Source organism: Salmonella sp. 741265055_HSA (assembly GCF_046569525.1).
Lineage (GTDB): Bacteria > Pseudomonadota > Gammaproteobacteria > Enterobacterales > Enterobacteriaceae > Salmonella > Salmonella enterica.
On record NZ_JBKFSQ010000029.1, the window covers coordinates 46,130 to 59,304 of the forward strand.

Here is a 13,175-nt window from a genome sequence, read left to right on the forward strand (position 1 = left end):
TACTATGGAAAACATACAAAAGCTCATCGCCCGGTATCCTTTGGTCGAGGATCTGGTCGCCCTCAAAGAAACCACCTGGTTTAACCCGGGCGCCACCTCTCTTGCACAAGGTCTACCGTATGTCGGCCTGACGGAGCAGGACGTAAACGCCGCCCATGACCGTCTGGCGCGCTTTGCGCCGTATCTGGCGAAAGCGTTTCCGCAAACCGCTGCCGCTGGCGGCATGATCGAATCTGACGTGGTCGCTATTCCGGCCATGCAAAAGCGGCTGGAAAAAGAGTATGGGCAAACGATCGACGGTGAAATGCTGTTAAAAAAAGACAGTCACCTGGCAATCTCTGGTTCCATTAAAGCGCGCGGCGGTATCTACGAGGTGCTAACGCACGCGGAAAAACTGGCGCTGGAGGCGGGTCTGTTAACCACCGACGATGACTATAGCGTGTTGCTTTCGCCGGAATTTAAACAATTCTTCAGCCAGTACAGTATCGCCGTCGGTTCAACCGGCAATCTGGGGCTATCGATCGGTATCATGAGCGCCTGCATCGGTTTTAAAGTGACGGTACATATGTCTGCCGACGCCCGCGCCTGGAAAAAAGCGAAGCTGCGTAGCCACGGCGTGACGGTCGTGGAATACGAAGATGATTACGGCGTGGCGGTTGAGCAGGGTCGTAAAGCAGCGCAATCCGATCCAAACTGTTTCTTTATCGACGATGAAAACTCCCGCACGCTATTTCTGGGCTATGCGGTAGCGGGTCAGCGTCTGAAAGCGCAATTCGCGCAGCAGGGACGCGTCGTTGACGCCAGTCACCCACTGTTTGTTTATCTACCGTGCGGCGTTGGCGGCGGCCCTGGCGGCGTCGCCTTTGGCCTAAAACTGGCGTTTGGCGACAACGTCCACTGTTTCTTTGCCGAACCGACTCATTCACCCTGCATGTTACTCGGCGTTTATACCGGTCTGCACGATGCCATCTCAGTACAAGATATCGGTATTGATAACCTGACGGCGGCTGACGGCCTGGCGGTAGGTCGCGCTTCGGGCTTTGTTGGTCGGGCAATGGAGCGTCTGCTTGACGGCCTTTATACCTTAGACGATCAAACAATGTATGACATGCTGGGCTGGCTGGCGCAGGAGGAAGGAATTCGACTGGAGCCATCAGCTCTGGCGGGGATGGCCGGGCCACAGCGCATTTGCGCCGCCGCCGAGTATCAGCAAAGGCATGGATTCAGTCAGACGCAGCTCGGCAACGCGACGCATCTGGTATGGGCAACCGGGGGCGGCATGGTGCCGGAGGATGAAATGGAACAATACCTGGCGAAAGGACGCTAATACTCGCTCAGTGCCGGAAAGACGGCTGCGCCATCCGGCACGCCATCGCCTGATGGCGCTACGCTTATCAGGCCTGTGACGCTAACGCAGCATCGCCATCAACTCCTCCGGCGAGCGATGCTGTTTCAGTAAATCCCGCATCACCCGCATATGCGGCGAGGAGTAGTTAAAAAAGGTCTGGTAGCCCTCGCAAAGCTGATTTTTCCCCTGGCTATCCCGATGCTCAGGGCATCCGCCGCCGCAAAATCGTAATAAAGAACACTTCTGACATTCAGCGCTTAGCGGCGCCTTGTCCGGCGCTTCAGCGCCATTCCTGCCGCCGCACCACTGCTGTAGCGTCTCATCAAAAAGGCGGACCGAGATACGCTGAATATCTTCACGTACCCAAATATCAAATACGCTATTTAAAAACCGCCCCCAGTCTGCTGAACACAATGAATCCTCGGTCAACATTCCGTTCCGGTCATGTTCCAACAATGGGATAAAATGGACATTGCGAATGCCGAGCCGTTGTAAGTTACGGTACAGTTGCTGAGGGCGCTGGCTATTCTGGCGGTTTACGACGACCTGAATCTGGTCATCACTCACGACAATGTCCTGACGTCCTGTCATATAAAATTCCCGATAAATGCAATAAGTTGGCGAATATGGGTAACAGCAAACAGGATTGCGAGCGACAACACCGCGAGGGAGATCAAAAATTTGTCACGCACGACATGAGTTTCGGAAAAATCGCTATGCGCGACATCCATCAAATTACGACTCAGGGTATAACGCCAAAGAATCACCGCCACTATCGCCAGAACGCTGATTGACACCCAGAACAAGAACCCCGCCTGATGCCAGTGGTGCCTGACGGCTAACGCCATTAACGCCCCGTATCCCAGCAGCGTGCGAAACCAGGCCAGTGACGTACGTTCCGGTTGCAGCCCCGGATCGTTCTGCCGACGGGCTTTACGACTATCCGGCATACAGTACCAGCCCCATTACAATCACCGCGACAATCATCAAAATAACGCTGATGATCAACAGGCTATGGGTATAAGGCAAATCCTCTTTCAGACGCATCGCTTTTTCATTACGTAACCAGCGTAGATAGCCATAAATCGCCAGGCCGCCCGCAAACAGACACAACAGTAGCGCCAGCAGTTCACGGATCACCGGCGTGGCAAAATCCGGGGCGAGCTGATCAAGACCGACGCCTGCCGCCAGAAATCCCAGCGAGGTGCGAATCCACGCCAGAAAGGTACGCTCATTTGCCAGTGAGAAGCGATAATCCGGCGCTTCTCCGAGGCGGGAAATCTTCATTACGACTCCTTTGTCTCTTACTTCTACATCTATCCGGCCTGTATAATGATTTTACAGGCCGGATCGGTGCCACTCCGCATGTTAATCAGAACTTCTGCTGCTTGTCTTCTATTTTCACGCCTTGCGTAGGCAACCCCGTGTCGTAGTCGCGCACCACCGGCGAATAACCGTCTTGCGGACGCGGACGAAAAGCGCCCATCCAGCGCGGCTGCGCGGTTTTACGCCACGGGCGCAGACTCCACTGATAGGTCCGGAACGGATCGCGAATTTTGTCCATATAATCGAGCAGCGCGTCGTGCATCTGGTCGCGAACATTGACGAATTCGGGGGCATCAATCAGATTATGCAGCTCACCGGGATCATTATATCTGTCATAAAGTTCATCGCTGGTAAACAGATTCAGCACCAGTTTATAGTGGTCTGTCACCCAGCAGCGTACCGGAATAAACCCGCCGAAGCTGTCATGCTCTATTTCATAGCGGTTGAACTCTACCATCACGCCGCGCGACGGTTCGGCGGCAAGCAGATTTTCGCCCGGCAGAATCTCCGGCTTTTCAATTTCCGCCAGCGCCATCATCGTCGGCAGTAAATCAATATGGCTCACCGGCGTGTTGATCTGGCGAGCTTCTCCCTGCGGCGCGCGGATAATTAGCGGGATACGGGTAATGTCATCGTACATCGCCGCGCCTTTGCTGATAAGCCGATGCGCGCCCATCATTTCGCCATGATCGGAGGTATAAATCACCCAGGTGTTTTCCCGCTGCTGCGGCGTGAGCGACGTCATTACCCGGCCAATCTGATCGTCGACAAAATCATTACAGGCAAAATAGAGCGGATGGCGGTAGCGGCCATCTTCGCCGACCGGCGACGGCATAGCCTGCGCCCATAACCGGTGATGCTCAGGCTTATCGGCAAGCGAGTCATGCGCCTTTGCGCCCAGGTCGTAGTAAAAATCCTGATATTTTTCCAGATACTCAACCGGACAGGTAAAAGGATGATGCGGTTCGTCATAGGAGACTACCAGCAGAAAAGGTGTTGCCGATCGTTCCGGGCGCTGAAGAAAATCGACCGCCCGATTGCTGATGCGGTGCGCCCAGGTAAAGGTTTCATCAATATTATTGGCGCGTAAATCGTCGATGCTGTTCAGCCCGTTCCGCCACAAACCGATCTCTTTATCCGTCAGCTCCGCAAGATAATTGGCGCCGTCATACCAGTAATCGGCATCCCACTCAGGCGGACACTCGCCGGTGCCGAAGTAGTCATGCCCGTCCAAATGCCATTTGCCGATATAACAGGTGTGATAACCGACATCTTTAAAATAACGCCCCATCGTAGAGATGTTTTTTCCCGGCGCGATATTGTTCGTCCACGGGCCAGACTGATTGGCGTAAATGCCGGTAAACAGCCCCGCGCGCGCTGGCGTGCAAACCGGCGAACAGGTGTACGCGGAATTAAAGCGGATACCTTCTGCCGCCAGATTATCTATATTGTTCGTATTCAACGGCTTACCACTATAGCACCCCACCATATTGGTGGCCTGCGTATCGGTCATGATGAGCAGAAAATTAGGCCGGGTCATACTTCATCCTTCGCGTTAGAGAGACATATGACAGCCGCAGAACGACGCGCCTGCCAGTTGCTGTAAAACAGATACGCTACGACCGCCGCGGTGGTGCCGTAGCTGAAGATCGTCAACCATTGGGTACGGTAGCCCCCGAATTGCGCCAGGCCGGAATAGACGCCAACCATCGCAAACAGGATGCCGACGGCGGCGATTTTCGCGTTTTTCCACGGCTTCATATCTACTGCAAACGCATCCTGAAATTTGAAAGGCGCGGCGCGCGGCGCAATCGCGCCAATAATCAGCATCACGACGACGTTGATACAGAATGTGCAGGCCAGTACATAGAGAAAGTGAAAATCAAACTTCACCAGATAATTGATGGTGATATAGCTAACGATGCCGATCCCCATGGCGACTTTAGCGGCCAACGCCGGAATGCGCGGAAAGAAGAAGCCCATAATGATAATCGTCACCAGCGGTACGTTATAAATCCCGTTCAACTGTTTCATCCAACTGTAGAGCCCTTCCGGCGCATTAGCGATCCACGGCGCGACCAGTATTGAAATTATCGCAATAAAAAAGCCAAACTGACGCCCAACGCGGACCAGGCGCTCAGGCTGCGCATTTTCGTTAATCACGCGACGATAAATGCCCATGCTGAATAAGGTGCTGGCGCTGTTTAAAAAACCGTTAAACGTGCTAATAACCGCGCCAAATAAAACCGCGCCGAAAAAACCGACCAATGGCGTGGGAAGGACGTTATTCACTAATGTCGGATAAGCCATATCCGCTTTCGGCAAGTCCTGATAAAGATGAAAAGCGATTAAGCCTGGCAAAACCAATACCAGCGGATCGAGCATTTTCAGGACGGCTGTCAATAACGCGCCCTTCTGTCCTTCCGCCAGGCTTTTAGAGGCCAGCGTACGCTGAACAATGCCCTGATTCGTACACCAGTAAAAAGTATTTACCAGAATCAGCCCGGTAAACGCCGCGCCAATCGGCAGCGGGTCGGACGCGCCGCCAATAGAGTTTAATTTTTCCGCGTGTACGGTGGTGAGCTGTTCGATGCCCTGGAGCAAGCTGCCTTTTCCCATCGCAATCAGGCCAAAGACAGGGACCAGCAGACCGCCAATAACCAGCCCGATACCGTTAATCGAATCCGCGACGGCCATCGCCCGCAGCCCGCCGATGACCGCGTAAATAATGCCTGCCAGCCCCAGCAGAATCACCAACAGCCAGATTGCCGCGCCATGTGAGATATTCAGCGACTCGCCGATATGAAACAGGCTGTTAAGCGCCAGCGCGCCGGAATAGAGCACAATCGGCAGGAAACAGACGCCTGTCGCGATCAAAAAACAGAAGTCGATGATAATACGCGTCGTTTTGTCATAACGCTCTTCCAGAAAATCGGGAATAGTGGCGATCCCACGCTGTAAATAGCGCGGCAGGAAAATCAACGCCAGAAAGATAAGCGTCACGGCGGACGTGACCTCCCAGCCCATTACCGACATCCCGCTTTTATAAGCCTGTCCGGACAGACCGACCAGTTGTTCGGTAGAGAGATTGGTCAACATTAACGATGCGGCAATCACCGGCGCTTTTAGCGAACGTCCGGCAAGAAAATAACCCTGTTGGGAACCGGTATCCGTTTTACGCACCTTCCACCAGGTGACGATCGCCACCAGCAGAGTAAAGCCGACAAAGCTCAGAATTTGTAGCATATTCATTTCATAGCCCTTTTTTCATTATGTCCCGGTAGCGGTAGGGGCAACGCGAGATATTACTTACCGGGTCAGGCAGCCGAATTTCTTAAAATACAAACATGATATCCCTGAACGGCTGTTTTTCTGTTAAGTTCAGGTTACTGGCATAATTCTCCGGCGGGATAATAAAATGAATGGAAATTTGCAAAGTTCGCATGTAAAAAACGAAACTACGTATAATATTCCGCTACTCATTAACGAAAATGTGATCTCCAGCGGAATTTCATTGATTTCGCTATGGCATACCTACGCCGACGAACATTATCGGGTTATCTGGCCCCGCGATAAAAAGAAGCCGCTAATCGCTAACTCCTGGGTCGCTGTCTATACCGTACAAGGCTGTGGAAAGATCTTACTTAAAGACGGCGAGCAAATAACGCTAAACGGAAACTGTATTATTTTTTTAAAACCTACCGACATCCAGTCTTATCACTGCGAAGGATTAGTTTGGGAACAATACTGGATGGAATTCACGCCAACCAGTGTGATGGATATTCCTATTCGGCAACAAAGCGTTATTTATAATGGCGAAATTTATAATCAGGAGTTAATGGAGGTTTCACAATTAATTACTGTAGCAGAGCCTGTTAAGAATAATATTGCCGTCGCGTTTCTCGCCAAAATAATTTATCAATGGATTTACCTGATCTGCGCAGACGGTAAAGCAGACCCACAAAGAGTGCAGATTGAGAAATTACTGGCCGCGCTACACGCCAGCCTGCAACGGCGCTGGAGCGTCGCAGAAATGGCGGCGGCGATCCCCTGTAGCGAAGCCTGGCTGCGCCGCCTGTTTCTACGTTATACCGGTAAGACGCCGAAAGAATACGTTATGGATGCCCGGCTTGAACTGGCGTTATCACTGTTAAAGCAGGAAGGAAATACGGTAAGTCAGGTAGCGGATACGCTGAACTTCTTTGACTCGTTCCATTTCAGCAAAGCATTTAAGCATAAGTTTGGCTATGCGCCGTCGGCGGTGTTGAAACATACGAAGTAACATGCCGGACGACGCGTAGTGTTTTCATCGCTAACCCATTCCCCAAAAAATCACCGCCAGTAGCTGCGGCGTGATAATGCGCAGGAACATCACCAACGGGTAGACGGTCGCGTAAGAGAGCGCCGCCGCGCCGCTGGTCGCGTGCAGGTTGTTGGCAAATGCCAGCGCCGGCGGATCGGTCATCGAACCGGCCAGCATCCCGCACAGCGTCAGATAGTTCATTTTGGCAAAAATCCGCGCCAGCAAGCCGACGGTAATCAGCGGGATAGCGGTGATAAAAATACCGTAGCCAATCCAGCTTAGCCCTTCGCCCTGCGTCAGCGTATCGACAAAATCGCCGCCGGATTTCAGCCCGACGACCGCCAGAAACAGAACAATCCCTAACTCACGCAGCGCGAGGTTGGCGCTCGGCGGCATAAACCAGTACAGCTTGCCGATGCTGCCGATACGCCCCAAAATTAGCGCCATGATCAGCGGCCCGCCGGCCAGCCCCAATTTTAACGCAACCGGGAATCCCGGCACAAACAACGGAATCGACCCAAGCAGAACCCCCAGTCCGATGCCGATAAACACCGGCAGCATCTGCACCTGCTGCAGTTTTTGCTGCGCGTTGCCGACCACATTGGCTACCGCATCAATCGAAGCAGAACGCCCCACCAGATTGAGAATGTCGCCAAACTGCAGGCTGGCGTCGCTGCTGGCGACCAGCTCAACGCCCGCGCGGTTAAGACGGGAGATAACCACGTCATAACGCTCTTTAAAGTGCAAATCGCGGATACGTTTGCCGAGCACTTTTTCGTTGGTGACGACCACACGCTCGACGCGTAAATCCGTGCCGCGCGTCGACAACGAGGTGTCCACTTCCTTGCCGATCACCAGTTGCGCGTTATGCAGGTCGGTAGATTGGCCGACGAGGTGCAGCAGGTCGCCTGCCTGGATAATCGTCCCCGGCGACGGCACCATCAGCGTGTCGTCGCGTTTCAGGCGTGAGCAAATGATTTTATCGCTGTTCAGGATCGGCACATCCTGGATAGCCATATTATTGAGGTTCGGATTCTCGACACGGATATTCATTGTTTGAATTAATGTATGACCGTTAGCGAGAGAGGATTCGTGCTTCTGCGCCTCCGCCTCGACGTTAACGCGAAAAATCAGCCGCATCAGCCACATGGTGAGCAAAATACCGCAGATGCCAAACGGATACGCCATCGCATAGCTCATCCCCATCTGATCCACCAGATCCACTGGCGTTCCCAGATCGCGCAGGATTTGCTGACCCGCCCCTAACGCAGGCGTATTGGTGACTGCGCCGGAGAAAATCCCCAGCACCACTGGCAGCGGAATAGCGAAAATTTTATGCAGAATCGCGGTGACCAACCCGCCCATAATCACAATCAGAACAGCAAACAGATTGAGACGCAGCCCGGAAACGCGCAGCGAGGCGAAAAACCCCGGCCCCACCTGTATGCCGATGGTATAAACAAAAAGAATCAGGCCGAATTCCTGGATAAAGTGCAGCATATCGCCGCTCAGCGTCACCCCAGCCTGATCGACGAAGTGGCCGACGATAATACCGCCGAACAGAACGCCGCCAATACCAAAGCCGACACCGCGCACTTTAATGTTGCCGATCCATAAACCGACAACCGCCACCAACGCCAGAACGCTGACCGTCAATGCGATATCACTCATCTTTTCTTCCCTGTGAGTAACATTTCAATTTATAGGGATTATGACTGAACCGTTAAGGCATATATACAGCATGGCGCACATTCTCATGTTACAAAACCGCCCAGACGTCCTGACTTCGGCAGCGTCTTACCCTTTTTCGTGGCATAAAAAAGCCCCGCCATCTCTGGCGGGGCAAGGCAAGGAGCTCATTAGCTATTTAATGCGGAGCGTTCGTTAATGGCGATACGCTGCGGCGCAATGGTTTCCGGCTCGTTGCGGGTTAAATCAATATGCAGCAGGCCGTTGGTAAACGTCGCGCCGGAAACTTCCATATTCTCAGCCAGCGTAAAGCTCAGGCTAAAAGGCTGCATGACCAGGCCCTGATGTAACCATTTGGGCTCGTTTTCCGGCTGTTCCGGCGTGCCTTTCACCGTCAGGCGCGTGCCTTCCAGTTGAATATCCAGATCTTCCTGACGGAAACCGGCTAACGCTAAGGTAATGCGATAATGGTTATCGTCGCTTTTTTCGATGTTATAGGGCGGGAAGCTCTGGCTTTCGCCGCTGTTTTGCAGCGCATTGGCCAGCTTGTCAAAACCGATCCATTGACGCAGCAGTGGGGATAAATCGTAGTTACGCATAATCATTTCTCCTTCTAAGAAGCGAGTTTTTACCTTCACACTTTACGTGCGAATATGCTCCCTGACGGCGAGCATGGGATGACAGGCCGCGCAACGCGACCCGACGGAATCAGTTAATTTCGATACGGCGCGGTTTGTTCGCTTCCGGAATCACGCGCTCCAGTTCGATATACAGCAGCCCGTTGACCAGGTTTGCGCCGCGAACGTGAATGTTCTCCGCTAACTGGAACTTACGTTCAAAGTTACGCTCGGCAATGCCCTGATACAGGTAAGTACGTTCTTTCTGCTCGTCCGCATGAGCACCTTTTACCACCAGTAAATTATCCTGGGCAGTAATCTCCAGTTCGCTTTCCGCGAAACCGGCAACGGCAATGGCGATGCGGTAGTGGTTTTCGTCTACCAGCTCAACGTTGTACGGAGGGTAGCCGCCATTACTTTGGCTTTGGTTATTTTCAAGCAGGTTAAACAGACGGTCAAAACCAATGGCAGAACGGTACAGCGGGGATAAATCAAAGTTACGCATAATCATAAACTCCTGAAATCAGCGAGAATGTCAGACCTTCCATCATGGACAGGCCAGGATTGCCAGAACACCCATCAGGCGTGCCCTTCTATTCACTACGTCTTATAAATGGGTCTGAATACGTACTTTTCAAGTATTTTAATCCGACTTTTTTTTGCAGTTTATTGGCTATTGCATAGACTGGTTGGGACAGCACTGATTGTTAAAGTGCGATTACCGCCACAGTGCCACGTACTGGTGATGTTATTTTTAGCAACGGATCGCTATAACTCATCATGCAAATAACGACAACCAACAGATGAATGAGTGATGATAAAAAACGTGTGGTTAACGCTGATAATATGGAATGGGATGCTTTTATTAGGCGGTTGTTCAAGCGTCATGTCGCACACCGGCGGTAAAGAGGGTACTTATCCTGGCACGCGCGCCAGCGCTACGATGATCGGTAACGATGAGACAAACTGGGGCACCAAATCGTTGGCTATCCTGGATATGCCGTTTACCGCCGTGATGGATACGATCCTTCTGCCGTGGGACATCTTCCGCAAAGACAGTTCGGTAAGATCGCGCGTAGAGAAAAGCGAGGAGGAGACGAAAATGACCAATGCCGTCATCCCCCCGGCGAAGATGCCTCCTCCCTGATTTATCGCCCGGTTTCCGTCACCCATAGCTGACGGAACCCTTTCACCTCTTCCATCCATGCGACGTGTCGCCCATCCGGTGAAAAAACGACGGCGTCCGCAGACGGCGGGTTGTCGTGCCTGGCGGTTAAGAAGTCGATCTTCCCACTTTGTGCGTCGCAGCAGGCAATCCGATTTTCCAGCACCAGTCCCAGCCATTTACCCGACGGATGCCAGTTAAACGCTGACTGTACGCCGGTCGCATGATGCGTTAACTGCCAGGGCTCGCCTCCCTGCGGCGATATCAGCCATAGTTGCGCTACGCCGTTATCGTCCCGCATCAAAAAGGCGATCGCCGTCGCCTGCGGATTACTGCGGACCCAGTGGCGTGGTTCATTAGTGAGTCCAGGATAAACACGCTGGTGAGTGAAGGTAAGACGCCGCTGAACTACGCCCAACGGCGGCGATGGCATCGTTGATTCGGTTCCCGTCAGCGGCGTGTCGCCTGCCTGTTTCCAGCCGTTTTCATGACACGGTAAATCGACAATAAACAGCTCCGGGACTTTTTGGCCCGTCAGCGACAGCGTATCGCCAATAAAGGCGATCTGGCGGTTGCCCACCCAGCCCTCTTCATAGGCGCGGTTAATATCATCGCTGCCAGGTCTCGGCGCAGGCGTCGTGCGGCTAACCAGTACGCACCAGTGGCTACCGCTGTATTCGCGCGGATGCTGAACCGGCACCGTTACCGGCCCATACGGCACGGCCACGCCGACATTACGCAGATCCAGCGCCGGATCTCGCTCATGCAGAACGTGGTCATTATAGGTAAAACTCACCAGCTCGCCGTTCGGGCTAAATACATGGACGTGGCTGCCGCCGCGCAGCGCGCCGGGAGTATACGGCGCAGTAATATCCATCGCATCGAGGTTAGTCACGCCTCCCGGCGTTGCAATAACGCCCCGACGGTGGTGGAAATCGTAATGCCACGTCTCATCAGGGTTTTCAGGGCCATGAATAAACACATAGTGATTGTCGGCAGGATGCACCGTCACCACGCCGACATGCGCGCCCTGCACAGCGCGATAAATCACCTCCACGTCGCCGGTATGCACATTGACACGCTCAATGGTCTTGCCCGTAAATGACGCGCCTGAAGGCCGTACATCAAAGACCAGCCACTGGCTGTCAGGTGTCCAGGTATTGGTGTTGGTAAGCTGGTGATGGCGCGGCGTAAAGGTGATTTGTTTCATAGGATGTCCTGATAAGAGACGATGCTCGCCATCATACTTCACACGGGCTTCACTTTCAGGCTTTAGCGTATCGTTGAGATAGCCAGGCCCGATGGCGCCACGCCACCGGGCCGTCAGGGTCTTATTTCTCCTGCGCCAGCCGGATACTGCGCTCTATCACCGCCCGCCGGGCGTCACCCGCCGGCAGCAGCTTCAGCATCATCTCCCAGGCCGCCACCGCCTCATCAAAACGCTGCTGCTCAAAGGCGCTGAACGCATACAGGCTTAACACCCGGATATCCGTGTGGTCGCGGCTCACCAGCCGACGCAGCAGCTCCCCGCCGCGGCGGTTATCCTCCGGGTCGGACGAGCGCGTCAGCGCCTCCGCGTAGCCCAGCGCCGCATCGCGGTTTTTCGGGTCCAGGCGGTAGGCGTTCGCATACGCCCCGGTGGCGGTACCGGCATTACCCAGTACCATACCGGTGCGCCCCAGCATGAGCCAGCCCTCAACATTGCCGGCATCATTTTGCAGGCGGGTGCGCAGCCCCAGCGCCAGCCGCGCCATCTCCTCTTCATTCAGCGGCTGCGCCTGCGGGTCCAGCGCCCGCGCCAGCAGCCCCGGCGTCTGCGCCGTCGCCTGCCGCCAGGCCCTGACCTGCTGATAGCTGCCGGTCTGTGAGTAACTGATGGCGGCCACGACCAGCGCCATAACCACGCCCGGAAGATACACCCCCACCCCTGCGCGTGGTCCCGCCGCAGGAATGGCGTCAGCCAGGACGTCCTGTCTGATACGCACCCGCCGGCGCGTGCGGGCAACGATTATCCACCCGCCCGCCACGATGGCGGCCAGCGGCAGCACCCACAGCAGCACCGTCAGCGGGGTCAGCGGCGGGTCGTAGGTGACGAAGTTGCCGTAGCGCGCCACCATGTAATCGATGATTTGCTGGCGGCTCTTCCCCTCCTGCATCAGGTCATACACCCTGCGGCGCATGTCGGTGGCTATCATCGCGTTCGAGTCCGCAATGCTGTTGTTCTGGCATTTCGGGCAGCGCAGCTGCTCCGTGAGCTGGCGGAACTGCTGCTCCTGCGCTTCATCTTTAAACGGCATCACGTCGGTGGTCGCCCGTGCTGACCCGGAGATAACCAGCGCCAGCATCAGCATCACCATGCCCGGTAACAGTCTCATTGCGCCGCCTCCCGGCTGTATCTGTCCCACAGCGGTTTCAGTTCACTTTCCCATACCCGGGCATTCAAATCGCCCGCATGGCGGTAGCGGATAATCCCGTTGCCGTCGATGAGGAAGGTTTCCGGCGCGCCGTACACGCCCAGGTCCAGCCCCAGCATCCCGTCGCTGTCCGATAAACTCAGCGCATACGGGTTACCCAGTTCCTTTAACCAGGCCACCGCCTTCGCCCGGTCGTCCTTATAGTTCAGCCCGACCACCCGGATACCCTGCGCGGCCAGCCGGTTCAGGTACTGATGCTCGGCGCGGCAGGTCGGGCACCAGGTGGCCCAGACGTTAAGCAGCACCGGTTTCC

The 13,175-nt window shown here is 54.5% G+C and carries 14 protein-coding genes and 1 other annotated feature; of the genes, 3 read left to right on the forward strand and 11 right to left on the reverse strand.

All coding sequences use genetic code 11. The annotated features are described in order from the left end of the window. The first annotated feature begins 4 nt into the window (after positions 1-4). Complete coding sequence (gene dsdA / locus ACLD4K_RS16095; RefSeq protein ID WP_000427987.1) at positions 5-1,327, forward strand: D-serine ammonia-lyase; 1,323 nt, start codon at positions 5-7, stop codon at positions 1,325-1,327. A gap of 81 nt (positions 1,328-1,408) precedes the next feature. Here the strand turns inward: dsdA and ACLD4K_RS16100 are convergent, their stop codons facing one another. From ACLD4K_RS16100 to ACLD4K_RS16120, 5 genes are all read right to left on the reverse strand, one after another. After that, entirely contained in the window at positions 1,409-1,939 is a 531-nt protein-coding gene (locus tag ACLD4K_RS16100) for a radical SAM protein (RefSeq protein WP_000147830.1), read from the reverse strand. Further along, positions 1,936-2,298: a DUF202 domain-containing protein gene (locus ACLD4K_RS16105; RefSeq protein WP_001113454.1), complete on the reverse strand. Its 363-nt coding sequence runs from the start codon at positions 2,296-2,298 to the stop codon at positions 1,936-1,938. The genes ACLD4K_RS16100 and ACLD4K_RS16105 overlap by 4 nt, the downstream gene beginning before the upstream one ends. Then, positions 2,288-2,635 carry a YidH family protein gene (locus tag ACLD4K_RS16110; RefSeq protein ID WP_000703964.1) on the reverse strand — a complete coding sequence of 116 codons (348 nt, stop codon included), beginning with the start codon at positions 2,633-2,635 and terminating at the stop codon, positions 2,288-2,290. Before ACLD4K_RS16110 ends, ACLD4K_RS16105 begins: the two co-directional genes overlap by 11 nt. Before the next feature lie 85 nt (positions 2,636-2,720). Further along, complete coding sequence (locus tag ACLD4K_RS16115; RefSeq protein ID WP_411012141.1) at positions 2,721-4,214, reverse strand: sulfatase-like hydrolase/transferase; 1,494 nt, start codon at positions 4,212-4,214, stop codon at positions 2,721-2,723. Further along, positions 4,211-5,926: a solute:sodium symporter family transporter gene (locus tag ACLD4K_RS16120; protein ID WP_183059749.1), complete on the reverse strand. Its 1,716-nt coding sequence runs from the start codon at positions 5,924-5,926 to the stop codon at positions 4,211-4,213. The genes ACLD4K_RS16115 and ACLD4K_RS16120 overlap by 4 nt, the downstream gene beginning before the upstream one ends. 166 nt (positions 5,927-6,092) lie before the next feature. Here ACLD4K_RS16120 and ACLD4K_RS16125 point away from each other — a divergent pair, with 166 nt between their 5' ends. After that, positions 6,093-6,956 carry an AraC family transcriptional regulator gene (locus tag ACLD4K_RS16125; RefSeq protein WP_156010375.1) on the forward strand — a complete coding sequence of 288 codons (864 nt, stop codon included), beginning with the start codon at positions 6,093-6,095 and terminating at the stop codon, positions 6,954-6,956. A 30-nt stretch (positions 6,957-6,986) separates the two neighbouring features. Here ACLD4K_RS16125 and ACLD4K_RS16130 read toward each other — a convergent pair whose 3' ends face one another. The 3 genes from ACLD4K_RS16130 to ibpA form a co-directional block, all read right to left on the reverse strand. Continuing rightward, positions 6,987-8,648, reverse strand: coding sequence for a putative transporter (locus ACLD4K_RS16130; RefSeq protein ID WP_183059750.1), 1,662 nt, complete (start codon positions 8,646-8,648; stop codon positions 6,987-6,989). A 188-nt stretch (positions 8,649-8,836) separates the two neighbouring features. Beyond that, positions 8,837-9,265 (reverse strand): small heat shock chaperone IbpB, encoded by a 429-nt coding sequence (ibpB, locus tag ACLD4K_RS16135; protein ID WP_001246919.1) that lies wholly within the window; start codon positions 9,263-9,265, stop codon positions 8,837-8,839. Positions 9,266-9,374: 109 nt separating this feature from the next. Then, on the reverse strand, positions 9,375-9,788 hold the full coding sequence (ibpA, locus tag ACLD4K_RS16140) for a small heat shock chaperone IbpA (RefSeq protein ID WP_001532742.1): 414 nt from the start codon (positions 9,786-9,788) through the stop codon (positions 9,375-9,377). Further along, positions 9,782-9,855: a sequence feature (ROSE (Repression Of Heat Shock gene Expression) occurs in the 5'-region of heat shock genes and acts as an RNA thermometer to modulate expression.), on the reverse strand. It overlaps the preceding gene by 7 nt. Positions 9,856-10,097: 242 nt before the next feature. Between ibpA and ACLD4K_RS16145 the strand changes: the two genes are divergently transcribed. Beyond that, positions 10,098-10,430, forward strand: a complete 333-nt coding sequence (locus ACLD4K_RS16145; protein ID WP_001675643.1) for a YceK/YidQ family lipoprotein — start codon at positions 10,098-10,100, stop codon at positions 10,428-10,430. A 1-nt stretch (position 10,431) separates the two neighbouring features. Here the strand turns inward: ACLD4K_RS16145 and ACLD4K_RS16150 are convergent, their stop codons facing one another. From ACLD4K_RS16150 to ACLD4K_RS16160, 3 genes are all read right to left on the reverse strand, one after another. Then, the gene (locus tag ACLD4K_RS16150; RefSeq protein WP_023137364.1) at positions 10,432-11,658 is read right to left on the reverse strand and encodes a DUF3748 domain-containing protein; all 1,227 of its coding nucleotides are present in this window, start codon (positions 11,656-11,658) and stop codon (positions 10,432-10,434) included. 121 nt (positions 11,659-11,779) lie between these two features. After that, complete coding sequence (locus ACLD4K_RS16155) at positions 11,780-12,823, reverse strand: cytochrome c-type biogenesis protein CcmH (protein WP_411012142.1); 1,044 nt, start codon at positions 12,821-12,823, stop codon at positions 11,780-11,782. Next, positions 12,820-13,175: DsbE family thiol:disulfide interchange protein (locus tag ACLD4K_RS16160; RefSeq protein ID WP_411012143.1), on the reverse strand; the 356-nt coding region annotated here is incomplete at its 5' end. The genes ACLD4K_RS16160 and ACLD4K_RS16155, both read right to left, overlap by 4 nt.